This window comes from Kitasatospora saccharophila (assembly GCF_039529925.1).
Taxonomy (GTDB): Bacteria; Actinomycetota; Actinomycetes; order Streptomycetales; family Streptomycetaceae; genus Kitasatospora; species Kitasatospora saccharophila.
Genome location: NZ_BAAANS010000055.1, coordinates 1 through 26,120, shown reverse-complemented (window position 1 = coordinate 26,120; position 26,120 = coordinate 1). Strand labels below are relative to the sequence as shown.

Genomic DNA, 26,120 nt, shown 5'->3' with positions numbered 1-26,120 from the left:
TTTCATCTCCACGATTGCTTTAGCTAGTGAACATTTCACCCTGAGGAGTGCGTGATGGCAGCAGAGCAGGACGTCCCCGCCACCGGACGCGAGTGGCACCTGGCGGCGCGCCCGCAGGGCTGGCCCGTCCCGGCGGACTTCGCCCTGGTCGAGGCCCCCGTCCGACGCCCCGGCCCGGGCGAGATCACGGTGCGCAACGCCTACCTCTCGGTCGACCCGTACATGCGCGGCCGGATGAACGACGTCAAGTCCTACGTCGCGCCGTACGCGCTCGGCGGGCCGATGGACGGCGGGGCGGTCGGGTACGTGGTGGCCTCCGAGGCGGAGGGGTTCGCGGTCGGGGACGCCGTGCTGCACGGGCTGGGCTGGCGCGAGTACGCGACGCTGGGCGCCGCGCACGCGGTGAAGGTCGACCCGGAGCTCGCCCCGCTCTCCGCCTACCTGGGAGTGCTCGGCATGCCCGGCATGACCGCGTACGCCGGGCTGCTGGAGGTCGCCTCCTTCAAGGAGGGCGACACCGTCTTCGTCTCCGGCGCGGCCGGCGCGGTCGGCTCGCTGGTCGGCCAGATCGCCCGGCTCAAGGGCGCGAAGCGGGTCGTCGGCTCGGCCGGCTCCGCGGCGAAGGTCGCCACCCTGGTCGAGCAGTACGGCTTCGACGCCGCCTTCGACTACAAGGCGGGCCCGGTCGCCGAGCAGCTCGCCGAGGCCGCTCCCGAGGGCATCGACGTGTACTTCGACAACGTCGGCGGCGAGCACCTGGAGGCCGCGATCGGCGCGCTCAACGTGCACGGCCGGGTCACCCTGTGCGGGGCGATCGCCCAGTACAACGACACCTCCGCCCCCGCCGGGCCGCGCAACCTGGCGCTGGCCATCGGCAAGCGGCTGCGGCTGCAGGGCATGATCGTCGGCGACCACGCCGCGCTGCGCGAGCAGTTCTTCGCCGAGGTCGGCGGCTGGCTGCGCAGCGGCGAGCTGCGCTTCGACGAGACCGTGGTCGAGGGCGTGGAGAACACCGCCGAGGCCTTCATCGGCCTGCTGCGCGGCGCCAACACCGGGAAGATGGTCGTCAAGGTCTGACGTCCCGCCGGCTGTCCGGCCGTCAGCACGCCCCCACCGGAGCGCGGTTCCCGGTGGGGGCGCGCGCGTGCGGCCGTTCGGGGGAGGTGGGCGCTGCGGGGGTAGACCTGTCGGGGGAACCGACTAGCATGGGGTGAAAGCTTGTCCGTTTTGCTCGATTTGATGACCTAATGTCGAATAAGTTGAGCTTCACGGGGTAGCCACTGGTCAGTACCTGCCGGCGGCGGTGCGAGGCAGCTGGGGAAGGCGACCCTCGTCCACAGCCAGGAGGTCCCGGTGACGACACGTGGTGTGCTCTACATCCACTCCGCGCCCCGCGCGCTGTGCCCGCACGTCGAGTGGGCGGTCGCGGGGGTGCTCGGCGTGCGGATCAACCTCGACTGGATCCGGCAGCCCGCCGCGCCCGGCCACTGGCGGTCCGAGCTCTCCTGGCAGGGAGAGCCCGGCACCGCCTCCAAGCTCGCCTCCGCGCTGCGCGGCTGGCAGTTGATGCGCTACGAGGTGACCAGCGAGCCCTGCGCCACGGCGGAGGGCGAGCGGTACTCCTCCACGCCCGCGCTCGGCGTCTTCCACGCCGTCACGGGCATCCACGGCGACATCCTGATCCCCGAGGACCGGCTGCGCGCCGTGCTGCTGCGCTCCCGCAGCGAGGGCGGCGACCTGGAGGCGGAGATCTCCAGGCTGCTCGGCAAGCCCTGGGACGACGAACTGGAGCCGTTCCGCTACGCGGGCGAGGGCGCGCCGGTGCGCTGGCTGCACCAGGTGGTCTGACCGACGGCGGAAGGGGGGTGCGGGGAGGAGACCCCGCACCCCCCTTCCGGGTGCCCGGAACGGACGGTGCGTCAGACGGTGCGGAAGGCCAGCACCACGTTGTGGCCGCCGAAGCCGAAGGAGTTGTTGAGGGCGGCGATGCGGCCCTCGACCGGCAGCTTGCGGGCCTCGTCGCGGACGATGTCCGCGTCGATGTCGTCGTCCAGGTCGTCCACGTTCACGGTCGGCGGGGCGATCCGGTTGTACAGCGCGAGCACGGTGGCGACGGTCTCGATGCCGCCGGCGCCGCCGAGCAGGTGGCCGGTCATCGACTTGGTGGCGGAGATCGCCACGTGGTCGAGGTGCTCGCCCAGGGTGCGGCGCAGCGCCTTGATCTCGGCGGTGTCGCCCTGCGGGGTCGAGGTGGCGTGCGCGTTGACGTGCACGACCTCGGACCGGTCCAGCTCGTTGCGGGCGAACAGGTCGTCGATGGCGCGGGCCACGCCGGCGCCGGTCGGCTCGGGCTGCGCGATGTGGTGGGCGTCCGAGGACAGGCCCTGGCCGACGGCCTCGCAGTAGACCCGGGCGCCGCGGGCGGCCGCGTGCGCGGCGGACTCCAGCACGATCACGCCCGCGCCCTCGCCGAGCACGAAGCCGTCGCGGGCCTTGTCGTACGGGCGGGAGGCGTGCTGCGGGTCGTCGTTGTTCTTGGACATCGCCATCATGTTGGAGAAGGCGACGATCGGCAGCGGGTGGATCGCCGCCTCGGTGCCGCCGGCCACCACGACGTCGGCGCGGCCGGTGCGGATCATCTCGATCGCGTAGCCGATCGCCTCGGCGCCGGAGGCGCAGGCGGAGACGGGGGTGTGCACGCCCGCGCGGGCGCCGACCTCCAGGCCGACGTTGGCCGCCGGGGAGTTGGGCATCAGCATCGGGACGGTGTGCGGGGAGACCTTGCGGACGCCGTGCTCCTTGAGCACGTCGTACTGGTCGAGCAGGGTGGTGACGCCGCCGATGCCGGAGGCGATGACCGCGCCCAGGCGCTCGGGGGCCAGCGGGTTGGCCTCGTCGGTGGCCGGGGCCTCGTAGCCCGCGTCCTTCCACGCCTCGCGGGCGGCGATCAGCGCGAACTGCGCCGAGCGGTCCAGCTTGCGGGCCAGCGGGCGGGGCAGGATCTCGCCGGGCTCGACCGCGACCCGGGCGGCGATCCGGACCGGCAGCTCGGCCGCCCAGTCCTCGGTGAGGGCGCGGACCCCGGACTTGCCGGCCAGCAGGCCCTCCCAGAAAGTGGCGGCGTCGCCGCCCAGCGGCGTGAAGGCGCCGATACCCGTGACGACCACGGTGCGGTTTTCAGCAGTCACTGGTTCTTCTTCTCTCACTTATGAGGGGAGGACCGGGGCAGGAGGGGGAGGGGTCCGGCCGGGACGCGCGGGGCGCGCCCCGACCGGGGGTCTGACGGGAGGTCAGACGTTGGCGACGATGAAGTCCACCGCGTCGCCGACGGTCTTGAGGTTCTTGACCTCGTCGTCCGGGATCTTCGCGCCGAAGCGCTCCTCGGCGGCCACGACGACCTCGACCATGGACAGCGAGTCGACGTCCAGGTCGTCGGTGAAGGACTTGTCGAGCGCGACGTCCTCGGTGGGAATGCCGGCGATCTCGTTCACGATCTCGGCGAGACCTTCGAGAACCTCTTCGCGGGTAGCCATATCGGCTGCTCCTTCTCGGTGTTGAACGCGCCGGTCCGGCGGACCGGCGCGGGTTTCCAGGGGTGGGGCGGGGAAAAACGCCTAGGGGAGAGTAACGACCGCGGCGGCGTAGACCAGACCGGCACCGAAGCCGATGATCAGCGCCAGGTCGCCGCTCTTGGCCTCGCCGCGCTCCAGCATCCGCTCCATGGCGAGCGGAATGGAGGCGGCGGAGGTGTTGCCGGTCTCCGCGATGTCGCGGGCGACCGGGACGTTCGGGGGCAGGTCCAGCTTCTTGACCATGGCGTCGATGATGCGCATGTTCGCCTGGTGCGGGATGAACGCGCCCAGCTGGTCGGCGGTGATCCCGGCGGCCTGCAGGGCCTGCTCGGCGACCTTCGCCATGTCGTACACCGCCCAGCGGAAGACCGTCTGGCCCTCCATCCGCAGGGCCGGCCACTTGGTCTCCGCACCGGCGCCGTTGACGGCGTCCGGCTTGGCGAACGCGGTGTCCCAGGCCTGGGTCTGCGAGATCACCTCGGCCTGCGAACCGTCCGAACCCCAGATCACCTTGCCGATGCCGGGGGTCTCGGACGGGCCGACGATCGCGGCGCCCGCGCCGTCGCCGAAGATGAACGCGGTCGAGCGGTCGGTGACGTCGGTCAGGTCGGACAGCCGCTCCACGCCGATCACCAGCACGTACTCGGCGCTGCCGCCGCGCACCATGCCGTCGGCCAGGCTCAGGCCGTAGCCGAAGCCCGCGCAGGCGGCCGAGATGTCGAACGCCGGGGCGGTGCCGCAGCCGAGCCGCTGGGCGATCTCGGTGGCGATCGCCGGGGTCTGCTTCAGGTGCGAGACGGTGGCGACGATCACGCCGCCGATCTGCTCCGGACGGATCCCGGACATCGCGATCGCCTTACCGGCGGCCTGCACCGACATCTCGGCGACGGTCTCCTCCGGGCCGGCCCAGCGGCGCTCGGCGATCCCGGACCGGGTGCGGATCCACTCGTCCGAGGAGTCGATCCAGTTCAGCACCTCGGAGTTGGGGATCACCCGGGTCGGCCGGTAGCCGCCCACGCCGTGGATGCGGGAGTACTGGGCGCCGGTGGCCGGCTTGATGGTCGCGCTCATGCGGTCGTCTCCTGGTTGCCGTGCTCGGCCACGAGTGCGCGGGCCTTGTCGAGATCGGCGGGGGTCTTCAGGGCCAGCGTGGCGACACCCTTGACGTTGCGCTTGACCAGGTTGGTGAGGGTTCCGGCGGGGGACAGCTCGATCACGGCGGTCGCGCCGATCCGCTGCAGGGTCTCCATGCACAGGTCCCAGCGGACCGGGTTGGAGACCTGCGAGACCAGGCGGGCGAGCACCTCGGCGCCGGAGCCGACCACCTCGCCGTCCTTGTTCGAGAGGTACGTGACGGCCGGGTCGGCGACGGTGAGGGTCGGCGCCAGCTTCTCCAGCCGGGCCACGCCCGGGGCCATGTGCGCGGTGTGGAAGGCGCCCGCGACCTTCAGCGGCATCAGCCGCGCACCGGCCGGCGGGTCCGCCTTCAGCGCGTCCAGCTGCTCCAGCGTGCCGGCCGCGACGATCTGGCCGCCGCCGTTGTTGTTCGCCGGGGTCACCCCGTGCTCGGCGAGCTTCGCGAGGACCTCGGCCGGGTCGCCGCCGAGCACCGCGGTCATGCCGGTCGCGGTCGCCGCGGCGGCCTCCGCCATGCCCAGGCTGCGCTCGCGGACGAAGCCCAGCGCGTCCTCCTCGGAGAGCACCCCGGCCAGCGCCGCGGCGGTGATCTCGCCGACGCTGTGGCCGGCCACCGCGCCCACCGGGCCGGTCGGGCCCTGCGGGAACAGCGCGGCGGCGGTCACCAGGCCGGCGGCCACCAGCAGCGGCTGGGCGACGGCGGTGTCCTTGATCTCCTCCTCGGAGGCCGCGGTACCGGCGTGCACCAGGTCGAGCCCGGCGGTCGCCGACCACCGGCGCAGCCGGTCGGCGGCGCCGTCCAGTTCGAGCCAGGGGTTGAGGAAGCCGGGAGTCTGGGCACCCTGTCCAGGGGCGACGATAACGAGCACGGTTCAACCCTCTCTCGCCGGACGCCCGGGGGCGGGTAGGCGACGATGACGAAGAAAAGCACGTCGGCTTGTGGGGTCCCTACAGTCGGTTCAGCCCTGGTCAGAGCCGGAACCGAGACGCCCCAGAGCAAGGGCGATGCGCAGGGTGAAGGCCGAACGTACGTCTGACGGAGCATAGCCGGTGACGTCTGTCACACGACGCAGCCGGTAGCGCACGGTGTTCGGGTGAACGAAGAGCATCCGGGCGGCCCCCTCCAACGAGGACGCCTGCTCCAGGTAGACGCTCAGCGTCTCCAGGAGCGCCGAGCCGGCCTCCTCCAGGGGTGTGTAGATCTCCTCCACCAGCTGACGGCGCGCCACCTCGTCGCCCGCCAGGGCCCGTTCCGGCAGCAGGTCGTCGGCCAGCACCGGGCGGGGCGCGTCCGGCCAGGCCGCGCACGCCTTCAGGCCCTGCGCGGCGGCGTGCGCCGAGCGGGTCGCCGACAGCAGGTCGCCGACCGTCGGACCGACCACCACCGGGCCCGGCGCGAACTGGCCGATCAGCGCCCGGGCCGCGTGCACCGGCTCCTTGTCGCCGCCGACCACCACCACCAGGCGGCGGCCCAGCACACCGGTCAGCACGTGCAGCTTGGCGTACCGGGCCGCGCGCCGGATCGCCTCCACCACCAGCTCGCTGTCCCCGTCCGGGGCGCTGCCCATCACCACCCGCACCTGGCTGGGCTGCCCCCAGCCGAGCGCCGCCGCCCGCGACAGCACGCCCTCGTCGGCGTCCCCGGACAGCAGCGAGTTCACCACCAGCGCCTCCAGCCGGGCGTCCCACGCGCCGCGCGCCTCGGCGGCCTGCGCGTACACCTGGGCCGTCGCGAAGGCGATCTCCCGGGCGTAGACCAGCACCGACTCGCGCATCCCCGCCTCGTCGCCGGGCGCGGCCACCTCCTCGATGGCCTCCTCCATCACCTCGATGGTGGTGCGGATCAGCTCCACGGTCTGCCGCAGCGTGATCGCCCGGGTCAACTCCCGCGGCGCGGTCCCGAACACGTCCGTGGAGATCGCCTGCGACGCCTCCGGACGCCGGTACCACTCGGTGAACGCCGCGATGCCCGCCTGCGCGACCAGGCCGATCCACGAACGGTGCTCCGGCGGCATCCGCCGGTACCAGGTCAGCTGGTCGTCCATCCGCGCGATCGCCGCCGACGCCAGCTTGCCCGCCGACTTCTCCAGCCGCTTGAGCGTCGCCGCCCGCAACTCCGCCCGGTCAGCCGCCAACCGGCGTTCCTCGGCCGTCATCCGGCCCCGGCCCGGCACCGCGGCGGGACGCCCGGACGCGGCGGCGCGCCGGGTGGGCTTCCGCTCCGCCGCCTTCTCGGCGGGCCGCTCCGGGGAGGAGCGCTCGCCGGACGACCGGTCGGAGGGCTTGTCGGGTTTCGCTGAAGCGGCTGGCACGGCACTAGCCTGCCTCACGCCGAAGGGTGCTCGTGCACGCCGGGCCCGATGTCGTCCGGTGGCCCCCGTCACACCGGCTACCGTGGTGCCCGTGAGCGTGGAATCTTCGCCCCGGGGCGGGCAGGCATTCGAGCCCCTCGAACCGGCGTCCGGTCCGCTCCGGAAGGAGCGCGGCCGCGCCGACCTCAGGCGCACCGCCGAACGCTACCTGTCGGAACCCGCCGAAGGGATCACCACCCGGCACGCCTTCTCCTTCTCCGGCCACTACGACCCGAAGAACACCTCCTTCGGCGCGCTGCTCGCCTGCAACGAGGAGACCCTCGCCCCCGGCGCCGGGTACGAGGCGCACCGGCACAGCGAGACCGAGATCGTCACCTGGGTGGTGTCGGGGGCCCTCGCGCACCGCGACGACGCGGGCCACGCGAGCGTCGTGCGACGCGGCACCGTCCAGGTGCAGTCCACCGGCACCGGCATCACCCACACCGAACGCAACGCCGGCGGGGCCACCGAACCCGTCACCTTCGTCCAGATGTGGCTCCAGCCCGACGCGTACGGCGCCGCGCCCGGCCTCGGCCTGCGCACCGTCCCCGACGGCGACGGCCTCACCCTGCTCGCCTCGGGCCGGCCGGCGGACGCGGAACGCGCGCTGCGGCTGCGGCGCGGGGACGCGGCGCTCTGGCTGGTCCGGACCCCGGCCTGGATGCCGCTGCCCGAACTGCCGGCCGCCCCCTACCGCTACGTCCACGTGGTGTCCGGCTCGGTTGGCTACCGCACCGTCCCCGGCCCGCAGGGCGGCGGCCGCTCGGCGGTCGCGGGCGACTCCGTCCGGATCACCGGCGACGCGTTCGCGGACCCGACGGCGGGGGAGGACGGCGTCGAACTGCTGCTCTGGGAGATGCACAGCCCGGTCACGTACGGCTAGCGGGACTTGGCGGAACGGCGGAACGGCGGAACGGTGCGGACAGGGGCGCGGGGAACTGCGCGCGGCGGCAGGTGGGCGTCCGCAAGGCCGCGAGGCGGGCGGCGAGTTGATGTCGGCCCGCGATCTCGCGGTGGGTGCGGGGTTGCTCGCGCAGTTCCCCGCGCCCCTGGCTTCGCGGGGGTTTGACGCGGTAGTTCGCTCCGCGCCCCTGGCTTCGCCGGGGTTTGGTGCTTCGCTCCGCGTTCTTGGCTTCGCGGGGTCTGATGCGGCAGTTCTCCCCGCGCTCCTGGCTGCGCGGGGGTTTGGTGCGGTGGCGCGCCCTCCGTGGGGCCGGTGTCAGCCGTTTTCGGCGAGGACCGCGTCGCTGAGTCGCGGCCAGACTTCGGCGGCCCAGGGGCCGAAGTCGCGGTCGGTGAGGGCGAGGCAGGCGAGGTCGGCGGCGGGGTCGACCCAGAGGAAGGTGCCGGACTGGCCGAAGTGGCCGAAGGTGGCGGGGGAGTTGGCGGTGCCGGTCCAGTGGGGGGACTTGTGGTCGCGGATCTCGAAGCCCAGGCCCCAGTCGTTGGGGCGGCGGTGGCCGAAGCCGGGGAGGACGCCGCTGGTGCCGGGGAAGGCGACCTCGCGGGTCGCGGTCCGGACGGTGGCCGGGTCGAGCAGCTTGGGGGACTGCAGTTCGGCGGCGAAGCGGACCAGGTCGGCGAGGGTGGAGAGGCCGCCCGCGCCGGCGGGGGCGCGGTGGGCGGTGTTGATCAGGGTGGCGTGCATGCCGAGCGGCTGGAAGACGGCCTCCGCGGCGTACTGGGCGAACGGGATCCCGGCGGCGTCCTCCAGCGTCGCCGCCAGCACGTCGAAGCCGGCGTTGGAGTAGAGCCGCCGGTTGCCGGGCTCGGCCATCACCCGGTGCTCGTCGAAGGCCAGGCCGGAGGTGTGCGCCAGCAGGTGGCGGACGGTGGAGCCGTCGGGGCCGGCCGGGTCGTCGAGTTCGAAGACGCCCTCCTCGACCGCGATCAGCACGGCGTACGCGCTGAGCAGCTTGGTCACCGAGGCGAGCGGGAAGAGGTGCTCCTGCGGGCCGTGCGCGCCCAGCAGCGCGCCGTCGCTCCCGCGGACCACCGCCGCCGCGGCGTGGGGTACCGGCCAGTCCTCGATCATCCGCAAGCTCTGCATGGGCGCACTCTACCCAGCGGGCCGGGCCCGGGAGGGCGGGCGGCGTGCCAGGCTTGCTTGGAGTGCGCTCCAACTCGGTAGCGTCAGTCGTCGTCGTCGATACGGGGGTCCGGAGATCATGGCAGTGCCCGAGCAGGGGGCGGCGGAGTGCGCGACGGCGTTCGGAGCTCCGGTGCCCGCACCGGACCCGACGCCGCGGCACGGCATCAGCGAGGTGTCCGCGATCAGCGGGCTGAGCGCGCACACGCTGCGCTGGTACGAGCGGATCGGCCTGCTGGAGCCGGTGGACCGCTCGCACGCCGGGCAGCGCCGCTACAGCGACGCGGACCTGGCCCGGCTGGCGTTCCTGACCAAGCTGCGGCTGACCGGCATGCCGGTGGCCGACATGGTCCGGTACGTCGAGCTGCTGCGGGCCGGGGACGGCACCCGGGCCGAGCGGCGGGACCTGCTGGTCGCGCACCGCGAGGAGGTCCGGCAGCGGCTCGCCGACCTGCACGCCACGCTCGCCGTGATCGACAAGAAGATCGACCACTACGGCGGGTCCGACCACCCGGTCCCCGGCGAGACGACGACCTCGGACCACTCCGCACAGGACAGGAAGAGCGCATGAGCAGCATCGAGACCACCCGGCTCGGCACCGGCGGCCCGGTCGTGGGCGTGCAGGGGCTGGGTTGCATGGGCATGAGCGAGTTCTACGGCCCGACCGACACCGGGGAGGCGCTGGCCACCCTGGAGCGCGCCCTGGAACTGGGCGTGACCCTGTTCGACACCGCCGACATCTACGGCTCCGGCGCCAACGAGGAGCTGATCGGCCCGTTCGTCCGGGCGCACCGCGAACAGGTGGTGCTGGCCACCAAGTTCGCGATCGAGCGGCGCGCCGACGACCCCGCCTACCGGGGGATCAACAACGACCCGGCGTACATCCGCACGGCGGTGGACGCCTCGCTGCGCCGGCTCGGCGTCGACGTGATCGACCTCTACTACATGCACCGCCGCGACCCGAACGTGCCGCTGGCCGAGTCGGTGGGCGCGATGGCCGAGCTGGTCGCGGCCGGGAAGGTCCGGCACCTGGGCCTGTCCGAGGTGACCGGCCCGGAGCTGCGGGAGGCGCACGCGGTGCACCCGATCGCGGCGCTGCAGTCCGAGTGGTCGCTCTTCGCCCGGGGCGTGGAGCGCAGCGCGGTGCCCGCCGCGGCTGAACTGGGCGTGGCGCTGGTGCCGTACTCGCCGCTCGGCCGGGGCTTCCTGACCGGGGCGTTCGCCGACGCCGGGCAGCTGGACGCGGGCGACTTCCGCCGCCACCTGCCGCAGTTCACCGGCGCGAACGCGGCCGGGAACGCCGAACTGGTCGCCCCCGTCCGGGCGATCGCCGAGCGGCACGGGGCGACGGCCGCGCAGGTCGCGCTGGCCTGGGTGCAGCAGCGGGCCGAGGTGCACGGCCTGAGCGCCGTGGTGCCGATCCCCGGCACCCGCAAGCGCAGCCGGCTGGAGGAGAACCTGGGCGCGACCCGGCTGGTGCTGGACAAGGAGGACCTGGCCGAGCTGGAGCCGGTCTCCGGCCGGGTCTCCGGCGGCCGCTACGCCGACATGAGCTCCACGGCGGACGCCCGCGAGGTCTGAGGGCCGGTGAGGTGGCGGTCCGTCAGCCCTGGCTCTCGGACGGGCCGCTGACCTCGCCGTAGTGGCCGAGCGCGATGGCGGCGAAGTTGTGCCGGCTCGCGGTGCCCTCGGCCAGGTAGCCGGTGTGGCCGCTGGCGCCCACCGAGGAGATCGACACCGCGCCGAACGCGTGGGTGGTGGGGTCGGCGCCGTGGCCGAGGCCGCCGACCTCCAGGTAGGGGACGTTGCCGATCCAGTCGCTGAGGTTGCGGGCCGCCCACACCTGGACACCGGTGCCCAGCTCGGCGGCCGAGTCGACGCCCATCCCGGGGCTGCCGAAGGCCACCACGTCGGTGGGCTGCGCGTCGTGCAGCGCGGGGGCGGCGGTGCCGCACACCACCGAGCCGTACGAGTGGCACAGCAGCGCGGGCGGCGCGTCCGGGTGGGCGGTCTGCTTGAGGCCGGCCAGCAGCCGGTTCAGCCGCGGCGCGGCCGCGTCGGCCAGCCGGGAGGTGACCGCGTCCGGGCCGAGGCCCTGCGGGGTGACGTAGCCGGTCCAGGCGATCACCGCGGTGCGGGTGCCGGGCGACTGGGCGTGCTCCTCGGCGTACAGCGCGCGGGCCATGCCGGCCGGGGAGCGCAGCGGGTCGCCGCTCTGGTCGAAGTGGCCGAGGTCGGCGTCCGAGCCGGGCACCAGGACGGCGACCCGCTGGGCGGTGGCGAGGTCCCCCCAGACCTCGGTGACCAGGCCGCGGCCGCGCGGGTCGAAGGCCAGGATCTGCCGGTCCCCGGCGAGCAGCCGGTCAGAGTCGTTGGCGCGCGAGACGGCCAGCGCGCGGGTGGTGGCGTCCTGGGAGGTGTCCGCGGCGCGCTGCCGGGCGCGGTCCCGCTCGGCGGTGATCGCCACCCGGTTGGCCCGGTAGCGGACGGCCGGCGGGGCGCCGTCCAGGTTGCCGACCACCAGCGGGTACTCGGCCACCAGGTGGTCCAGCTCGGCGGGCGACAGGGAGGCGAAGAACGCGGCCACGGCGGCCGGGTCGGCGGTGGCCGGGTCCGGCAGCGGGCGGCCGAGGGTGTGGTCGGCGACCCAGGCGGTGCTGCCCGCGGGCGGGGTGGTGATGGTCAGCTGCTCGTTGGAGGCGGCGGCCGTCGCGGCGGCCGCACCCGCGTCCACCAGCGCGGCGCAGCCGGCGAACACGCCGATCAGGATCCGCTTGACCCGCCTGCGGTGCATGGCGTCCACTCCCTCGGGCCGGTACATCGCGGCGGGACGGGCCCGACGGTGCTGTGACTGCCAACTACTAGTCAGCCAGCGTAGAGGGCGACCGACCCCGGAGGCAGGGAGCAAACAGTGTTCCCCGTCACATTCGCCCGGACGCTACCCCCCGTACTCCTTCACCACCCGCTTCGGGGCGACCGAACGCCAGGCGTCGGTGAGCAGTTCGCGCAGTTCGTCCGCCTCCACCCCGGCCAGCCGGACCCGCACCCAGCCGAACCGGCCGGTGTACGGCGCCACCGAGTACACCCCGGGCGCGGCGGCGACCAGTTCGGCCTGCTCGGCCGGGGCGGCCTTCACCGTGGCCTCGCCCGTCTCCGGGCGGCCCATCGCGAAGATCTTCCGCCCGGCCCGCAGCGTCACCTGCTCCCAGGTCTCCTCCTGGTGGGTGCCCGGCAGGGCCAGGGCCAGCGCGGTCAGTTCCTCGAAGGTCGCCATGACGTCAGGGTAGGTGCCCGCACCGACAGTTGACGCGAACTCAGACCGCGCCCAGCGCGTACACCGCGAACAGCGCCGCGCCCGCGCCCGCCAGCGCCCGCCAGGTCCGCGACGGCCACGGGGCGTCGAAACGCCGGGCCCAGCGGCCGATCAGCGCCAGCACCGCGCCGAACACCGGCAGCCAGGCCAGCCGGGCCAGCGCCCAGCCGACCGAGTCCGGGGCGGTGGTCAGGCCGGGCAGCGCGCCGAAGTGCGAACCGGCCAGCGCGGTCAGGAACATCGCGCTCTGGTGCCAGCAGAAGACCGTCATCGCGCCCAGGTTGACCACCACCACCGGCAGCCACAGCAGCGGCCGCCGCAGCGCCCGGCCCAGCCGGTCCTTCAGCAGCACCGCCGCGCCGCCCTGCACCGAGGCCAGCGCCAGCACCAGCAGGGACGGCGGGTGCGAGTTGGTCCGGGCCGCGCCCGGCACCCCGACCATGCTCGCCGGGTAGTGGAACACCAGCAGCAGCACCGCGAACAGCGCCGCCCCGCCCAGCGCCAGCAGCTTCGCCCCGGCCCGGGTCAGCCGGCCGTGCGCCCAGTCCACGCCCAACTGGTAGGCGAACAGCCAGCCCGGCAGCAGGTTCAGCAGGCTCAGCCAGCCGGGCATCGAGGCGCCCCACGGCCCGTACCGCAGGAGGTCCACCGCCGCGACCGCCGCCAGCAGCCCGGCCGCGCCCCAACCCCTGGCCCAGGCACCGAACTTGACGCACAGCGGGGTCAGCGCGGTCAGCACCAGGTACATCGCGATGTACCAGAGCGGCTGCACCATCAGCACCGCGCCCGTGCGCACCGTCCCGTCCGGCACGCCCAGCGCCCGCAGCAGCGGCACCAGCGCCGCCCACACCGCCGCCACCCCCAGCACCGGGCGCACCAGCCGCAGCACCCGGCCGCGCAGCCAACTGCCCACCGGCACCCCGCGGTCGGTCGCCCGGCGCAGCGACAGCGCCGAGGCCCGGCCGCCCACCAGGAAGAACACCCCCAGCATCTGCAGCAGCCAGCTCAGCGGCGCCATGGACGGCAGCGCCCCCAGCGGGCTGGCGTTGTGCAGCACCCCGCCCCCGGTGGTGAATCCGCCGAGCAGCCAGTGCCCGACCGGGACGGACAGCAGGGCCAGGGCGCGCAGCCCGTCCAGGGCGCGGTCCCGGGTGGCGGGGGTCTTCGCGTCGACCGTCGCCGCGGTGCGGCGCAGTCGGGCCAGGGCAGTGGTCACGGGGTCTCCTCGGGTCGCCGACGGATCGTCAGGGCCGGTCGGGGGAAAGGGGATGGGGGAGGGAAGTGGGGAGGGGCGGAGGGGAGGGGCGGTCAGGCGTCGGGGGCCAGGGCGAGGGCGGCGAGGACCGCGAGGGAGACCGAGCCGGGCGCGAAGTAGCCGCTGTGGCCGCGCGAACCGGTGGACGGCAGCAGCCGGGCGCGGAAACCGCCCGAGGTCGGGTCGGCGCCGTGGCCGAAACCCAGCAGCGAGACGTGCGGGACGTCGCCGACCCAGTCCTCGGCGTTGCGGAGCACCGCCCACACCGGCACCCGCAGCTCGTCCGCCCGCTCCAGGCCCATCCCGGGCGAGGCCACCGCCACCACCCAGGCCACCAGCGCCGGGTCCGGCGCCGAGCGCCCGCACACCACCGACCCGTACGAGTGGCAGAACAGCTCCACCCGCCCGGTCACCGGGGCCAGCCCCGCCAGCAGTCGGTCCAGCCGCACGGCGCCCGCCTCGGCCAGCTCCTCGCGGGCCGCGTCCGTCCCCAGGCCGACCGGCGTGGTGTAGCCCACCCAGGCCACCACCGCGACCCGGCCGCCGCTCGCGGCCCGCAGCGAGCGGGCCATCCCGGCGGCCGTGTCGTAGCCGGCCGCGGAGGGCCGGTCGTAGGTCGACAGGTCGGTGTCCGAGCCCGGCACCAGCACGGCCGTCCGCTCGTCGTGCTCCAGGTCGCCGAACACCTCGGCGACCTGGCCGCGCCCGCGCGGGTCGAAGGCCAGCAGCGCGCGGTGCGCCAGCTCCCCGTAGCGGTCGGCCCGCGCGGCGGCCGCGGCGCGCTCGGCGGACGGCAGCGCGGCGTCCCGGGCGCGGGCCAGCTGCTGCTCCCGCTCCTCCGCGACGGCCAGCGCGTTCGCCCGCAGCCGCAGGGCGACCGGGGCGCCGTCCAGGTTGCCGACCACCTGCGGGTGGCGCACCGCGAGGGACTCGCGCCGGGCCGGCGCCAGGCCCGCGAAGAACGCGGCGACCTCGGCGGGCGGGGCGCTCGCCGGATCGGGCAGCCGCACCCCCAGCGCGGTGTCGGCCCGCCAGGCCGCCGTTCCCGGCGGCGGCCCCGTCAGCGGCGTCTGCGCGTCCGCCGACGCCCACGACCCCACCCCCAGCACCGCGGCCAGCACCAGCCCGACCGCGGCCGTCCCCCGACGCAGACGCGACGACATCCGCTCCTCCTCCGCTCGTTCGGCAACGAGGTGGAAGGTAGGAACGGGACGGGCGGCCGGGCGTCACCCCGCGGAGCCAACCCGCGGGTCATACCGGAGGGGTAGCGGGTGCGCCCTACTGCACGCCGGGCTGGACCAGGCCGCTCTCGTAGGCGAGGACGACGGCCTGGGCGCGGTCGCGCAGGTCGAGCTTGCCGAGGATCCGGCCGACGTGGGTCTTCACGGTCTGCTCGGCGAGGACGAGGCGGGCGGCGATCTCCTGGTTGGACAGGCCGCGGGCGATGAGTTCGAGCACCTCGGTCTCGCGCGGGGTGAGGCCGTTCAGGCGCAGCCGCGGGTCGCGGCGCGGGGCCGGGCGGCTGCGGGCGAAGTCGGCGATCAGGCGGCGGGTGACCGAGGGGGCGAGCAGCGCGTCGCCCGCGGCGACGATCCGGACGGCCGAGATCAGGTCGGCGGGCGGGGCGTCCTTGAGCAGGAAGCCGCTGGCGCCGGCCCGCAGCGCCTCGTACACGTAGTCGTCGACGTCGAAGGTGGTGAGCATCAGCACGCGCGGGCGGTGGACCACCCCGGGTGGCGGGTCGAGCAGTCGGCGGGCGGCCTCAAGGCCGTCCATCTCGGGCATCCGGACGTCCATCAGGACCACGTCGGGGTGGGTGCGGCCGCTGGCCTCGACCGCCTGCCGGCCGTCGGCCGCGTCGCCGACCACGTCGATGTCGCTCTGGGCGTTCAGCAGGGCGGCGAACCCGGCCCGGACCATCGCCTGGTCGTCGGCGATCAGGACGCGGATGGTCATGCGGTGCTCTCCCCGGGGTCGATGCCTGCGTCGGTGTCCGCGCCTGGGCCGGCGCCCGGGTCGGTGCCGGTCGCGGCGCCGTGCAGCGGCAGGACGGCGCTCACCCGGTAGCCGCCGTCGGCGGTCGGGCCGGTGTCCAGGGTGCCAGCCAGCAGGCGGACGCGCTCGCGCATTCCGACGAGTCCCTGCCCGGTGCCGCCGGAGCTCTCCACGGCGGCGGCCCGGCCGGGCGGCGGGCCGTTGCGGACGGTCAGGGCGAGCGCGCCGTCCGCGGGGGAGAGCCGGACCTCGGCGGTGGCGCCGGGGGCGTGCCGGACGACGTTGGCCAGCGCCTCCTGGACGACCCGGTACGCGGACAGGGCGACCGCGTCCGGCACCGGGCCGAGCGCCGACACCCCCTCCTCGACGGCGAGTTCGGCCCGCACCCCGGCCTGCCCGGCGGTGGCCAGCAGCTTCGGCAGGTCGGCCAGGCCGGGCTGCGGGGTCTTGTCGGGGGCGCTCCCGTCGGCCCGCAGCACCCCCAGCAGGCGGCGCATCTCGGCGAGCGAGCCGCGGGCGGCGGCGGCGATCTGCCCGAACTCCTCGACGGCGGCCGGGGGCAGGCCCGCGATCCGGTAGGGCGCGCTGTCGGCCTGGACGGTGATCACCGACATGTGGTGGGCGACCACGTCGTGCAGCTCGCGGGCGATCCGGGCGCGCTCCTCCAGCAGGGTGCGCCGGGCCCGCTCGGTCCCGGAGATCTGCTCCTGCTCGGCCAGCAGCCGCTTGGCCTCGCCGCGCCCGCGCAGGCTCCAGCCGAGCAGCAGGACCGCCCCGGACAGCGCGGTGACCACCACCGAGGTGCCGTCGAAGTGCTGGTTGAAGACCGTCCAGCTCAGGCTGCAGCCGAGGAAGGTGACCACCCAGACGGCGAGCAGGGTGCGGCCGCGCTCGCGGATCGCCAGCAGCACCATCAGGAACAGGTACGACAGCAGCGTGGTGATCGGCCACGGCCAGGGCTGCTCGGCGGCGGTGCCCTGCGCGGCGGCCGCGCCGACCAGCACCGACGGCACCATCAGCTGCCAGGCGAGCAGCGGCCGGGTCAGGCCCAGCAGCAGCACCCCGGACTGCACCACGGCGAGCACGGTGGCCAGCGAGGGGTCCACCCCGTGGAACCGGATCAGGGCCACGATGCCGGTCGGCAGCAGGGCGCCGACCGCGGCCCCCGCCAGCAGGTACGGGACCGCCCGGATCCACGCCCGGCGGGCCGTCGCCAGCGGCGGGCGGCGGACGCCGAGGGGCTCGGTGAGGGCGCGCAGGAAGTCTTCCCGGATGGTCACCGGGCCGAGGGTAGGCCGGGGAGGCGGCGCTGTCCTCATACTCCGGTAGCGCGTCCGGGTGCCACCGCGGTAGGGGGTCGGCGCGGGGCGCCCGGCCGGTCAGCGCCAGGAGCCGGCCAGGGCCGGGCCCAACTGGTCGAAGTGGCGCTCGATCAGGGCCAGCATGCCGTCCATCGAGTGGCGGTGGGCGTCCGGGTCGGCGGCGTAGGCGAGGTGCGAGATCCGCACCACGGTGCCGAACACGGCGGCCAGCAGGCGGGGGCGCAGGTCGACGGCCGGGTCGAGGCCCTCGCGGTCGGCGAGGATCCGGGCGACCTCCACCTCCTGCTGGATGGCGTGCCGCAGGTGGGCGGCGAGCAGCGTCGGGGTGGACTCGATCAGCTCGAACAGCTCCAGCGCGGCCGGCCCGCTGTCCTGCCCGCGGTCGACGGCCTGCCAGACCTCGCGGACCGCGCCGCGCATCGCCTCCAGCGGGTTCTCGCCGGCCGGGCGGGCGCGCAGGAACTCCAGGAACGCCTCCTCGGCCTCTGCCAGCACGGCGAGGGCGACCTCCTCCTTGTTGGCGAAGTACCGGAAGAAGGTGCGTTGGGAGACTTCCACCTCGGACGCGATCTCGTCCACCGTGGTGCGTCCGTAGCCGTGGCAGAGGAACAGCCGGTGGGCGGCGTCGACCAGGGCGTCCCGGGTGCGCCGCTTCTTGCGTTCCCGCAGGCCGACGGGCTGCGGGTCGGCGGCGGTGGTGGGCATGGCCATGGGGCCAACGATAGCGCCGTGATCGTGAACTGGCATCACGTGACAGGAGTCACCGTTTGTCGAATGTCAGCAGCTGACATAATGTTCCGCGATGGCGGTGTCCGTCTGTCTTGGAGCTCGTGGGGACGGGCGTGAGGGCCGGACGCCGCCGTTTTTCGTTCCCAGCGGTCCCAGCGTCACCACACGAACGGGGAAGTCCCGAGACATGAGCCAGTCCGTAGTACTCGACAAGGAAGCGGCTCCGACCGCCGGCGGCCGGCTGCGGGGACACCCCTGGCTGACGCTGCTCACCGTCGCCGTCGGCGTCATGATGGTCGCCCTCGACGGCACCGTCGTCGCCATCGCCAACCCGGCCATCCAGCAGGACCTGCACGCCTCGCCCGCCAACATCCAGTGGGTCACCTCCGGCTACCTGCTGGCCCTCGCGGTCTTCCTGATCACCGCCGGCAAGATCGGCGACCGGTTCGGCCACAAGACCACCTTCCTGGTCGGCGCGGTCGGCTTCGCCGCCACCTCCGCCGCGATCGGCTTCGCCGGCTCGATCCAGCAGGTGATCCTCTTCCGCGTGCTCCAGGGCCTGTTCGGCGCGCTGCTCCAGCCCGCCGCGCTCGGCCTGCTGCGCGGGGCCTTCCCGGCCGAGAAGCTGAACATGGCGATCGGCATCTGGGGCGGCGTCATCGGCGCCTCCACCGCGGCCGGCCCGATCGTCGGCGGCCTGCTGGTCGAGCACGTCAACTGGGAGTCGGTGTTCTACATCAACATCCCGGTCGGCATCGTCGCCCTGGTGCTGGGCCTGCTGGTGCTCAAGGACGTCCGGGCCGAGAACGCCGCCAAGTCCTTCGACATCCCCGGCATCGTGCTGCTCTCCGGCGCCATGTTCATGCTGGTCTGGGGCATCATCAAGGCCCCGACCTGGGGCTGGGGCGACCCCACCACCCTGCTGTTCCTCGGCGGCGCGCTGCTCGCCCTGGTGTTCTTCGCGATCTGGCAGAAGTACGCCAAGGAGCCGCTGATCCCGCTCTCGCTGTTCCGCTCGGTGCCGCTCTCGGCCGGCACCCTGCTGATGGTGCTGATGGCCTTCGCCTTCTTCGGCGGCATCTTCTTCGTCACCTTCTACCTGCAGAACGTGCACGGGATGGCCCCGGTCGACGCCGGCGTCCACCTGCTCCCGATGACCGGCATGATGATCGTCGGCGCGCCGGTGGCCGGCGTCCTGATCGGCAAGGTCGGGCCGCGGATCCCGATCGTCGGCGGCATGGTGCTCACCACCGCCGCGATGCTCGGCATGTCCACCCTGGACGTCGACTCCGGCACCGGCGTGATGTCGCTCTGGTTCCTGCTGATGGGTCTGGGCCTCAGCCCGGTCATGGTCGGTGCCACCGACGTCATCGTCGGCAACGCCCCGATGGAGCTGTCCGGCGTGGCCGGCGGCCTCCAGCAGGCCGCGATGCAGGTCGGCGGCAGCCTCGGCACCGCCGTGCTCGGCGCGGTGATGGCCTCCAAGGTCACCGGCGCGCTGCCCGACAAGTGGCAGGCCGCGACCGGCCAGCCGCTGCCCGGCGGCGAGCAGGGCGAGCAGCTCAAGCAGCTGGCCCAGCTCGGCATGGCCCCGCCCGGAGCCCCCCAGGGCGTCGCCGACGCCGTCCACTCCTCCTTCGTCAGCGGCATGGGCCTGGCCTTCGTGGTCGCCGCGATCGTCGCCCTGGCGGCGGCGGCGCTGGGCCTGCTCACCCGCCGCGGCGTGAACGAGACGGGCCCCTCGGTCCACATCTGAGCCGGCCGCACCGCCCGAGGATCCGCCCGGGAAGGGAGTTCCCTTCCCGGGCGGATCCTCGCGTTGCCGGGGTCGCTCGCGCAGCCACGGACAGACGGAAAGGTCCGCCCGGAGAGGGAAACCCCCTCTCCGGGCGGACCTTTCCGGTCAGCGGCTAGCGCTTAGGCGTCGCCGCCCGCCGCGCCCGGGTCGGCCGCCGCCACGTCGAGCAGCTGGTAGCGGTCGATCGCGTCCTTCAGCGCCGAGCGGTCGATCTTGCCCTGCTTGGCCAGCTCGGTGAGCGTGCCCAGGACGATCGACTGCGCGTCGATGTGGAAGAAGCGACGGGCCGCGCCGCGGGTGTCGGCGAAGCCGAAGCCGTCGGCGCCCAGGGACTGGTACTGGCCGGGGACCCAGCGGGAGATCTGGTCCGGGACGGCGCGCATCCAGTCGGAGACGGCCACGAACGGACCCTCGGCCCCGGAGAGCTTGGTGGTCACGTACGGGACGCGCTGCGGCTCCTCGGGGTGCAGCAGGTTGAACTCCTCCGCCTCGACGGCGTCGCGGCGCAGTTCGTTCCAGGAGGTCGCCGACCAGACGTCCGCCTTGACGTTCCACTCCTCGGCGAGGATGCGCTGGGCCTCCAGGGCCCACGGCACGGCCACGCCGGAGGCGAGGATCTGCGCCGGGATCTGGCCGGCCTCGGCGCCCTTGAGCCGGTAGAGGCCCTTGAGGATGCCCTCGACGTCGACGCCCTCCGGCTCGGCCGGCATCTTGATCGGCTCGTTGTAGACCGTCATGTAGTAGAAGACGTCCTCGCCGTGCGGGTGCTCGGCGGAGGAACCGTACATGCGGCGCAGGCCGTCCTGGACGATGTGCGCGATCTCGTACCCGTAGGCCGGGTCGTAGGCGACCACGCCGGGGTTGGTGGAGGCCAGCAGGTGCGAGTGGCCGTCGGCGTGCTGCAGGCCCTCACCGGTCAGGGTGGTGCGGCCGGCGGTGGCGCCGATGACGAAGCCGCGGGCCAGCTGGTCGGCCATCTGCCAGAACTGGTCGCCGGTGCGCTGGAACCCGAACATCGAGTAGAAGACGTACACCGGGATCAGCGGCTCGCCGTGCGTCGCGTACGAGGAGCCGGCGGCGATCAGCGAGGCGGTGCAGCCGGCCTCGGAGATGCCGTCGTGCAGCATCTGGCCGGACGGGGACTCCTTGTACGCCAGCAGCAGCTCGCGGTCGACCGACTCGTAGGTCTGGCCGAGCGGGTTGTAGATCTTGGCGGACGGGAACAGCGAGTCCATGCCGAAGGTGCGGTACTCGTCGGGCGCGATCGGCACGAAGCGGTTGCCGATGCCCTTGTCGCGCATCAGGTCCTTGAGCACCCGGACGAACGCCATGGTGGTGGCGATGGTCTGGTTGCCGGAGCCCTTCTTGACCGCCTTGTACGCGTCGTCGCCCGGCAGTTCGAGCTTGCGCGGGCGCACCTTGCGGGTGGGCACGTAGCCGCCGAGCTCCTGCCGGCGGTCGTGCATGTACTGGATCTCCTCCGAGTTGCGACCCGGGTGGTAGTAGGGCGGGTAGCCCTCGTCCAGCTGCTTGTCGGTGATCGGCAGGTGCAGCCGGTCGCGGAAGCGCTTCAGGTCCTCGACCGTCAGCTTCTTCATCTGGTGGGTGGCGTTGCGGCCCTCGAAGTTGGGGCCCAGCGTCCAGCCCTTGACGGTCTGCGCCAGGATGACGGTCGGCTGGCCCTTGTGCTCGCGGGCGGCCTTGAACGCGGCGTAGACCTTGCGGTGGTCGTGGCCGCCGCGGCCCAGGTGCTGGATCTGGTGGTCGCTCATGTTCTCGACCATCGCGCGCAGGCGCAGGTCGCCGCCGAAGAAGTGCTCGCGGATGTACGAGCCGGTCTCGGTGGCGTAGGTCTGGAACTGGCCGTCCGGGGTGGTGTTCAGCTTGTTGACCAGGACGCCGTCGCGGTCCTGCGCCAGCAGCGGGTCCCAGCTGCGGTCCCAGACCAGCTTGATGACGTTCCAGCCGGCGCCGCGGAACTGCGACTCCAGCTCCTGGATGATCTTGCCGTTGCCGCGGACCGGGCCGTCGAGGCGCTGCAGGTTGCAGTTCACCACGAAGGTCAGGTTGTCCAGGCCCTCGCGGGCCGCCAGCGAGAGCTGGCCGAGCGACTCGGGCTCGTCCATCTCGCCGTCGCCGAGGAAGGCGTACACCTGCGAGTCGGAGGTGTCCTTGATGCCGCGGTGCTCCAGGTAGCGGTTCATCCGGGCCTGGTAGATCGCGCCGAGCGGGCCGAGGCCCATCGAGACGGTCGGGAACTCCCAGAAGTCCGGCATCAGCCGCGGGTGCGGGTAGCTGGAGAGGCCGTACGGCGCCTTGGACTTCTCCTGGCGGAACGCGTCGAGCTGCTGCTCGGTCAGTCGGTCCAGCAGGAAGGCGCGGGCGTAGATGCCCGGCGAGGCGTGGCCCTGGAAGAAGACCTGGTCGCCGGACTCGCCGTCGGCGTCCTTGCCGCGGAAGAAGTAGTTGAAGCCCACGTCGTACAGGGACGCGGAGGAGGCGAAGGTGGCGATGTGGCCGCCGACGCCGATGCCGGGCCGCTGGGCGCGGGAGACCATGACGGCCGCGTTCCAGCGCGTCGCGTTGAGGATCTTGCGCTCGATCTCCTCGTTGCCGGGGAAGAACGGCTCGTCCTTGGTGGCGATGGTGTTGACGTAGTCCGTGCTGCGCATCTCGGGCACGGCGACGCGCTTCTCGCGGGCGCGCTCGATCAGCCGCAGCATCAGGTAGCGGGCGCGCTCGCGCCCGCGCTCGTCGATGGCAGCGTCAAGCGACTCCAGCCACTCCGCGGTCTCCTCGGGATCGAAGTCCGGGACCTGGCTCGGGAGGCCGCCAATGATGATCGGGTTGCGATCGGATCCGGAAGCCACGCTGTTCCTTCACTGTCGGTCGAAACTGAGTTGTCGCGCCGCCTCCATCGTGCTACCGCGTTCGGAGATCCGTCATCTCTACCGATCGGTAACCGTTCCGCCTGGTGGACGGTACGGTTCAGGAGGTGGTCCGACCTGGGACCCCGGCCGGACGATGGCGGCCGGTCGGGATGAGGGCCAACAGGAGACTTTACGCCCGCACCCTGCCCGGACCCGAATGCCGTTCGTATCTCGGGCAGGCGTGCGGGGGGTGAACGGGTCGGAAGCGGGTACGAGACGAAGCATCCTTGTCGGTACGGACACGGACATATGGGTGTGTTCACCACCACAGTGGGCGGCGTGTCGCCCGGCGACACGTCAACCTTTGGGTGGGATCGGGGGTCGGGTACTTGCGCGAACCGCCGCTCCCGTGTGGACTACGGCCACAGCCCCGGCATGGACGCCGGGCCGAATACTGGAGGTTATTCCCGTGAGCGCGACCGCGGACCCCGCGGACAAGTCCAACCCGGCTCTCCGCCTCGGCTTCGAACAGGGCCAGATCATCCAGGAGCTCGGGTACGACGAAGACAGTGACCAGGACCTCCGGGAGGGGATCGAGGAGATCACTGGCACCGAACTCGTCGACGAGGACTACGACGACGTCGCCGACGGCGTCCTGCTGTGGCACCGCGACGAGGACGGGGATCTCACCGACTCCCTGGTCGACGCCCTGGAGTACCTGGCGGAGGGCGGCCTGATCTGGCTGCTCACCCCGAAGACCGGCCGTGACGGGCACGTCGAGGCGCACGAGATCGCCGACGCGGCCAAGACCGCCGGCCTCTCGCAGACCAGCTCGGTGGCGATCGCCAAGGACTGGGCGGGCACCCGCCTGGCCACCCCGAAGGCGTCGAAGGCCGGCAAGCGCTGACCTTCGGAGCAACCCCCGCGGCGGGCCCCGCCGGCGAGCACCCGGAATCCGGGACGCGCCGGCGGGGCCCGTCGGCGTTCCGGCGTGTTCACCCAGGGCGAACGGGGCGCCCGGACGGCCGGTCCGGCTCACCCGAACGGTCGAACGGGGGCGGACGAGTGGGAGGATCTTCCCGACCGCACCATCGCATCGGCAGGAAGGTCCCCCCATGACCGTCGAGATCGGCACCCAGGCCCCGGACTTCGAGCTGAAGAACCAGCACGGCGAGTCGGTGAAGCTGTCCGACTTCCGCGGCGAGAAGAACGTCGTCCTGGTCTTCTACCCGTTCGCCTTCACCGGCGTCTGCACCGGCGAGGTCTGCGAGATCCAGAAGGAGCTGCCGCGCCTGCAGAACGACGAGGTGCAGGTGCTCGCGGTCTCCAACGACTCGCCGTTCTCGCTGCGGGTGTTCGGCGACCAGCAGGGCCTGGAGTACCCGCTGCTGTCGGACTTCTGGCCGCACGGCGAGGTCTCCCGCGCCTACGGCGTCTTCAACGAGGAGAAGGGCTGCGCGGTGCGCGGCACCTTCGTCATCGACAAGGAGGGCACCGTCCGCTGGAGCATCGTCAACGGCCTCCCGGACGCCCGCGACACCCAGGAGTACCTGGCCGCCCTCGGCGCGCTCTGACCCTCCCGCCGGCAGCCCTCCCGGCCCGGTGCGGCGGAACTTTCCGCCGGGCGCCGGGCCGAGTCGCGGGGGCGGCCCGGGAACCCCGCACTACGATCGGGCCGTTGACGGATCGGGAACCCGACTTCTTGGAGGACCACGTGGGTGTCAGCCTCAGCAAGGGCGGCAACGTCTCGCTCACCAAGGAGGCGCCCGGCCTGACCGCCGTGGTCGTCGGCCTCGGGTGGGACGTGCGCAGCACCACCGGCACGGACTTCGACCTGGACGCCAGCGCGCTGCTCTGCACCGAGCAGGGCCGGGTCCGCTCCGATGCCGACTTCATCTTCTTCAACAACCTGAAGAGCGCCGACGGCTCGGTCGAGCACACCGGTGACAACCTCACCGGCGAGGGCGAGGGCGACGACGAGCAGATCAAGGTGAACCTGGCCGGCGTCCCGGCCGACGTCGCCAAGATCGCCTTCCCGGTGTCGATCTACGACGCGGAGAACCGGCAGCAGAGCTTCGGCCAGGTCCGCAACGCGTTCATCCGGGTGGTCAACCAGGCCGGCGGCGCCGAGATCGCCCGGTACGACCTCTCCGAGGACGCCTCGACCGAGACCGCGATGGTCTTCGGCGAGCTGTACCGCAACGGCGACGAGTGGAAGTTCCGCGCCATCGGCCAGGGCTACGCCTCCGGCCTGCGCGGCATCGCCCAGGACTTCGGCGTGAACGTCTGACCGGAGACCGACCGCACTGCGGGCCGGGGCCGTCCACGGCCCCGGCCCGGCGCGTTCCTAGACGGTCGGCAGCGCCATCACCTGGTTGCCCTGGACGGCGATCAGCAGGTCCTCGCCGCCGGCCAGGTGCCAGGGCAGCTCGGCCCCGGCGTTGGTCTGGAACACCCAGCGGATCTTGTGGTTCACCACGTCGACGGCGTAGATCCCGTGCTCGGGGCTGGGCACGAACAGGGTCTCCTTGACCAGCACCGGGTTGGTGTCCATCGACACCTCCACCGGCAGCTCCAGGTGCCACAGCTCGGTGCCGTCGGCGGCGTTGAAGGCCACCACCCGGGTCGCCGCGGCCGGGGTGTAGGTGGTGCCCTGGTAGGTCAGCGTCATGCCGCCGAGCACCGAGTACACGACGTGGTTGCCCGCCGCGGGCGGCGAGTACCACATGTGGGTCGCGCGGTCCGAGGTCTTCGTCCAGACCTGCTTGCCGTCGGAGACCCGCACGCCCTGGATGCCGTTCGGCTCGACCGAGCAGAACACCAGGCCGTCCTGGAGCACCGGCTGGTACTCCGAGCGGGAGTTGGTGGCGGCGAACCAGGTCTGGGTGCCGTCGGCCAGCGACCGGGCGACCAGGTTCTCCTTGCTGTCGGTGTAGAGCAGGGCGTCCGCGGTCAGGTCGGAGCTGACCGTGTAGTCGGCGGTCTGCTGGCGGTGCTGGTTCCACAGCATCGAGCCGTCCTTGCGGGACAGCGCCATGATGCCCTTGCCGGTCTTGGCGCCCAGGTCGGGCATGCCCTTGTCGTCCATCTGCAGGTACGAGCACATCGCGTACACGGCGCGGTCGTCGGCGTTCAGCACCATGTCCGAGGCGATCTGGGTGCCGTTCGGCTTCCCGCGCTCGGCCTGGTACTTCCACAGCACGGTGCCGGTGGCGGCGTCCACCGTGATCAGGTCGGAGACGGTGCCGTAGCTGATCGTGCCGCCCGCGCAGGCCATGTTGTAGGCCATCGCGTCCTTGGTGATCCACTTCTCCTTGCCGTCGGCCAGGCTCACCGCGACCAGGTCGGCGCTGCCCAGGTGCAGCAGGCCGGGGGAGAAGGCCATGCCGAGGCTGCCGGCGTTGTTCCCCGCGGTCCGGTACGTCCACAGCGGGGCCGGGGGCATGCCGGGGGCGCGGCTGGGCGCGGCGCTCGACGCGGCGGCGGTCGGGCTGCCGGTGGGGCCGCCGGTCGACGGGGCCGGCGACGGGGCCGGGTCCTTCGTCGTGCCGCCGCCCAGCGCCCAGGCGGTCAGCCCGCCCGCGCCGGCCAGCAGCACCACGCCGCAGCCGAACAGCAGCGCCCGGCGGGACGGCAGGGGGCCCGCGGCGGCCGGGTCGGCGCCGTCGGGCGCGGTGGGGTGCCCGGCC

24 protein-coding genes are annotated in these 26,120 nt (G+C 73.3%); 9 read left to right on the top strand and 15 right to left on the bottom strand.

Translation table 11 applies throughout. The features are described from left to right. The first annotated feature begins 54 nt into the window (after positions 1-54). Both ABD345_RS31035 and ABD345_RS31030 read left to right on the top strand, forming a co-directional pair. Positions 55-1,077, top strand: coding sequence for an NADP-dependent oxidoreductase (locus ABD345_RS31035; RefSeq protein ID WP_344556991.1), 1,023 nt, complete (start codon positions 55-57; stop codon positions 1,075-1,077). Between the two features lie 276 nt (positions 1,078-1,353). Then, entirely contained in the window at positions 1,354-1,848 is a 495-nt protein-coding gene (locus tag ABD345_RS31030; protein ID WP_344556990.1) for a DUF3145 domain-containing protein, read from the top strand. Positions 1,849-1,919: 71 nt separating this feature from the next. Here the strand turns inward: ABD345_RS31030 and fabF are convergent, their stop codons facing one another. The 5 genes from fabF to ABD345_RS31005 all read right to left on the bottom strand — a co-directional run bounded on the left by fabF (position 1,920) and on the right by ABD345_RS31005 (position 6,865). Beyond that, positions 1,920-3,188: a beta-ketoacyl-ACP synthase II gene (gene fabF, locus ABD345_RS31025; RefSeq protein ID WP_344556989.1), complete on the bottom strand. Its 1,269-nt coding sequence runs from the start codon at positions 3,186-3,188 to the stop codon at positions 1,920-1,922. Between the two features lie 102 nt (positions 3,189-3,290). Next, positions 3,291-3,533, bottom strand: a complete 243-nt coding sequence (locus ABD345_RS31020) for an acyl carrier protein (protein ID WP_014135627.1) — start codon at positions 3,531-3,533, stop codon at positions 3,291-3,293. Positions 3,534-3,614: 81 nt separating this feature from the next. Then, positions 3,615-4,643 (bottom strand): beta-ketoacyl-ACP synthase III, encoded by a 1,029-nt coding sequence (locus ABD345_RS31015; protein ID WP_344556988.1) that lies wholly within the window; start codon positions 4,641-4,643, stop codon positions 3,615-3,617. Further along, complete coding sequence (locus ABD345_RS31010; protein ID WP_344556987.1) at positions 4,640-5,578, bottom strand: ACP S-malonyltransferase; 939 nt, start codon at positions 5,576-5,578, stop codon at positions 4,640-4,642. The genes ABD345_RS31015 and ABD345_RS31010 overlap by 4 nt, the downstream gene beginning before the upstream one ends. Positions 5,579-5,668: 90 nt before the next feature. After that, complete coding sequence (locus tag ABD345_RS31005) at positions 5,669-6,865, bottom strand: PucR family transcriptional regulator (protein ID WP_344557048.1); 1,197 nt, start codon at positions 6,863-6,865, stop codon at positions 5,669-5,671. A gap of 247 nt (positions 6,866-7,112) precedes the next feature. On the opposite strand from ABD345_RS31005, the gene ABD345_RS31000 reads away from it, so the two are divergent. Beyond that, on the top strand, positions 7,113-7,943 hold the full coding sequence (locus tag ABD345_RS31000; protein WP_344556986.1) for a pirin family protein: 831 nt from the start codon (positions 7,113-7,115) through the stop codon (positions 7,941-7,943). Between the two features lie 336 nt (positions 7,944-8,279). On the opposite strand, the gene ABD345_RS30995 is transcribed toward ABD345_RS31000, so the two are convergent. Beyond that, complete coding sequence (locus ABD345_RS30995) at positions 8,280-9,110, bottom strand: serine hydrolase domain-containing protein (RefSeq protein ID WP_344556985.1); 831 nt, start codon at positions 9,108-9,110, stop codon at positions 8,280-8,282. Between the two features lie 118 nt (positions 9,111-9,228). Between ABD345_RS30995 and ABD345_RS30990 the strand changes: the two genes are divergently transcribed. Next, entirely contained in the window at positions 9,229-9,720 is a 492-nt protein-coding gene (locus tag ABD345_RS30990) for a MerR family transcriptional regulator (protein ID WP_344556984.1), read from the top strand. Continuing rightward, entirely contained in the window at positions 9,717-10,730 is a 1,014-nt protein-coding gene (locus ABD345_RS30985) for an aldo/keto reductase (RefSeq protein ID WP_344556981.1), read from the top strand. The genes ABD345_RS30990 and ABD345_RS30985 overlap by 4 nt, the downstream gene beginning before the upstream one ends. 22 nt (positions 10,731-10,752) lie before the next feature. Here ABD345_RS30985 and ABD345_RS30980 read toward each other — a convergent pair whose 3' ends face one another. The 7 genes from ABD345_RS30980 to ABD345_RS30950 form a co-directional block, all read right to left on the bottom strand. Beyond that, complete coding sequence (locus ABD345_RS30980; protein WP_344556979.1) at positions 10,753-11,943, bottom strand: alpha/beta hydrolase; 1,191 nt, start codon at positions 11,941-11,943, stop codon at positions 10,753-10,755. A 144-nt stretch (positions 11,944-12,087) separates the two neighbouring features. Further along, entirely contained in the window at positions 12,088-12,423 is a 336-nt protein-coding gene (locus ABD345_RS30975) for an MmcQ/YjbR family DNA-binding protein (RefSeq protein ID WP_344556977.1), read from the bottom strand. A 40-nt stretch (positions 12,424-12,463) separates the two neighbouring features. Next, on the bottom strand, positions 12,464-13,678 hold the full coding sequence (locus ABD345_RS30970) for an acyltransferase family protein (RefSeq protein ID WP_344556976.1): 1,215 nt from the start codon (positions 13,676-13,678) through the stop codon (positions 12,464-12,466). 92 nt (positions 13,679-13,770) lie between these two features. Beyond that, a complete protein-coding gene (locus tag ABD345_RS30965) occupies positions 13,771-14,880 on the bottom strand; it encodes an alpha/beta hydrolase (RefSeq protein ID WP_344556975.1) in 1,110 nt (369 codons plus the stop codon). 115 nt (positions 14,881-14,995) lie between these two features. Next, complete coding sequence (locus ABD345_RS30960) at positions 14,996-15,673, bottom strand: response regulator (RefSeq protein WP_344556973.1); 678 nt, start codon at positions 15,671-15,673, stop codon at positions 14,996-14,998. Further along, positions 15,670-16,992, bottom strand: a complete 1,323-nt coding sequence (locus tag ABD345_RS30955; protein WP_344556971.1) for a sensor histidine kinase — start codon at positions 16,990-16,992, stop codon at positions 15,670-15,672. The genes ABD345_RS30960 and ABD345_RS30955 overlap by 4 nt, the downstream gene beginning before the upstream one ends. A 99-nt stretch (positions 16,993-17,091) precedes the next feature. Next, positions 17,092-17,745, bottom strand: a complete 654-nt coding sequence (locus ABD345_RS30950; protein WP_344556969.1) for a TetR/AcrR family transcriptional regulator — start codon at positions 17,743-17,745, stop codon at positions 17,092-17,094. Between the two features lie 205 nt (positions 17,746-17,950). On the opposite strand from ABD345_RS30950, the gene ABD345_RS30945 reads away from it, so the two are divergent. Next, entirely contained in the window at positions 17,951-19,519 is a 1,569-nt protein-coding gene (locus ABD345_RS30945; protein ID WP_344556967.1) for an MFS transporter, read from the top strand. Between the two features lie 161 nt (positions 19,520-19,680). Here the strand turns inward: ABD345_RS30945 and aceE are convergent, their stop codons facing one another. After that, a complete protein-coding gene (gene aceE, locus ABD345_RS30940; protein WP_344556965.1) occupies positions 19,681-22,431 on the bottom strand; it encodes a pyruvate dehydrogenase (acetyl-transferring), homodimeric type in 2,751 nt (916 codons plus the stop codon). Positions 22,432-22,900: 469 nt separating this feature from the next. On the opposite strand from aceE, the gene ABD345_RS30935 reads away from it, so the two are divergent. From ABD345_RS30935 to ABD345_RS30925, 3 genes are all read left to right on the top strand, one after another. Then, entirely contained in the window at positions 22,901-23,338 is a 438-nt protein-coding gene (locus ABD345_RS30935; protein ID WP_344556963.1) for a DUF3052 domain-containing protein, read from the top strand. A gap of 208 nt (positions 23,339-23,546) precedes the next feature. Next, entirely contained in the window at positions 23,547-24,005 is a 459-nt protein-coding gene (locus ABD345_RS30930) for a peroxiredoxin (RefSeq protein WP_344556961.1), read from the top strand. A gap of 140 nt (positions 24,006-24,145) precedes the next feature. Then, positions 24,146-24,721 (top strand): TerD family protein, encoded by a 576-nt coding sequence (locus ABD345_RS30925; protein ID WP_344557046.1) that lies wholly within the window; start codon positions 24,146-24,148, stop codon positions 24,719-24,721. Positions 24,722-24,778: 57 nt separating this feature from the next. On the opposite strand, the gene ABD345_RS30920 is transcribed toward ABD345_RS30925, so the two are convergent. Further along, the coding region (locus ABD345_RS30920; RefSeq protein ID WP_344556958.1) for an outer membrane protein assembly factor BamB family protein at positions 24,779-26,120 on the bottom strand (1,342 nt) is incomplete at its 5' end.

Excerpts from the sequence above, each read along its gene's own strand:
- ABD345_RS30975 (WP_344556977.1), bottom strand. The coding sequence starts at position 12,423 with ATGGCGACCTTCGAGGAACTGACCGCGCTGGCCCTGGCCCTGCCGGGC.
- ABD345_RS30950 (WP_344556969.1), bottom strand. The coding sequence starts at position 17,745 with ATGGCCATGCCCACCACCGCCGCCGACCCGCAGCCCGTCGGCCTGCGG.
- ABD345_RS30960 (WP_344556973.1), bottom strand. The coding sequence starts at position 15,673 with ATGACCATCCGCGTCCTGATCGCCGACGACCAGGCGATGGTCCGGGCC.
- ABD345_RS30990 (WP_344556984.1), top strand. The coding sequence starts at position 9,229 with ATGGCAGTGCCCGAGCAGGGGGCGGCGGAGTGCGCGACGGCGTTCGGA.
- ABD345_RS30965 (WP_344556975.1), bottom strand. The coding sequence starts at position 14,880 with ATGTCGTCGCGTCTGCGTCGGGGGACGGCCGCGGTCGGGCTGGTGCTG.
- ABD345_RS31005 (WP_344557048.1), bottom strand. The coding sequence starts at position 6,865 with ATGACGGCCGAGGAACGCCGGTTGGCGGCTGACCGGGCGGAGTTGCGG.
- ABD345_RS30945 (WP_344556967.1), top strand. The coding sequence starts at position 17,951 with ATGAGCCAGTCCGTAGTACTCGACAAGGAAGCGGCTCCGACCGCCGGC.
- ABD345_RS30985 (WP_344556981.1), top strand. The coding sequence starts at position 9,717 with ATGAGCAGCATCGAGACCACCCGGCTCGGCACCGGCGGCCCGGTCGTG.
- ABD345_RS31020 (WP_014135627.1), bottom strand. The coding sequence starts at position 3,533 with ATGGCTACCCGCGAAGAGGTTCTCGAAGGTCTCGCCGAGATCGTGAAC.
- ABD345_RS30930 (WP_344556961.1), top strand. The coding sequence starts at position 23,547 with ATGACCGTCGAGATCGGCACCCAGGCCCCGGACTTCGAGCTGAAGAAC.
- ABD345_RS31035 (WP_344556991.1), top strand. The coding sequence starts at position 55 with ATGGCAGCAGAGCAGGACGTCCCCGCCACCGGACGCGAGTGGCACCTG.
- ABD345_RS30980 (WP_344556979.1), bottom strand. The coding sequence starts at position 11,943 with ATGCACCGCAGGCGGGTCAAGCGGATCCTGATCGGCGTGTTCGCCGGC.
- ABD345_RS31015 (WP_344556988.1), bottom strand. The coding sequence starts at position 4,643 with ATGAGCGCGACCATCAAGCCGGCCACCGGCGCCCAGTACTCCCGCATC.
- ABD345_RS30995 (WP_344556985.1), bottom strand. The coding sequence starts at position 9,110 with ATGCAGAGCTTGCGGATGATCGAGGACTGGCCGGTACCCCACGCCGCG.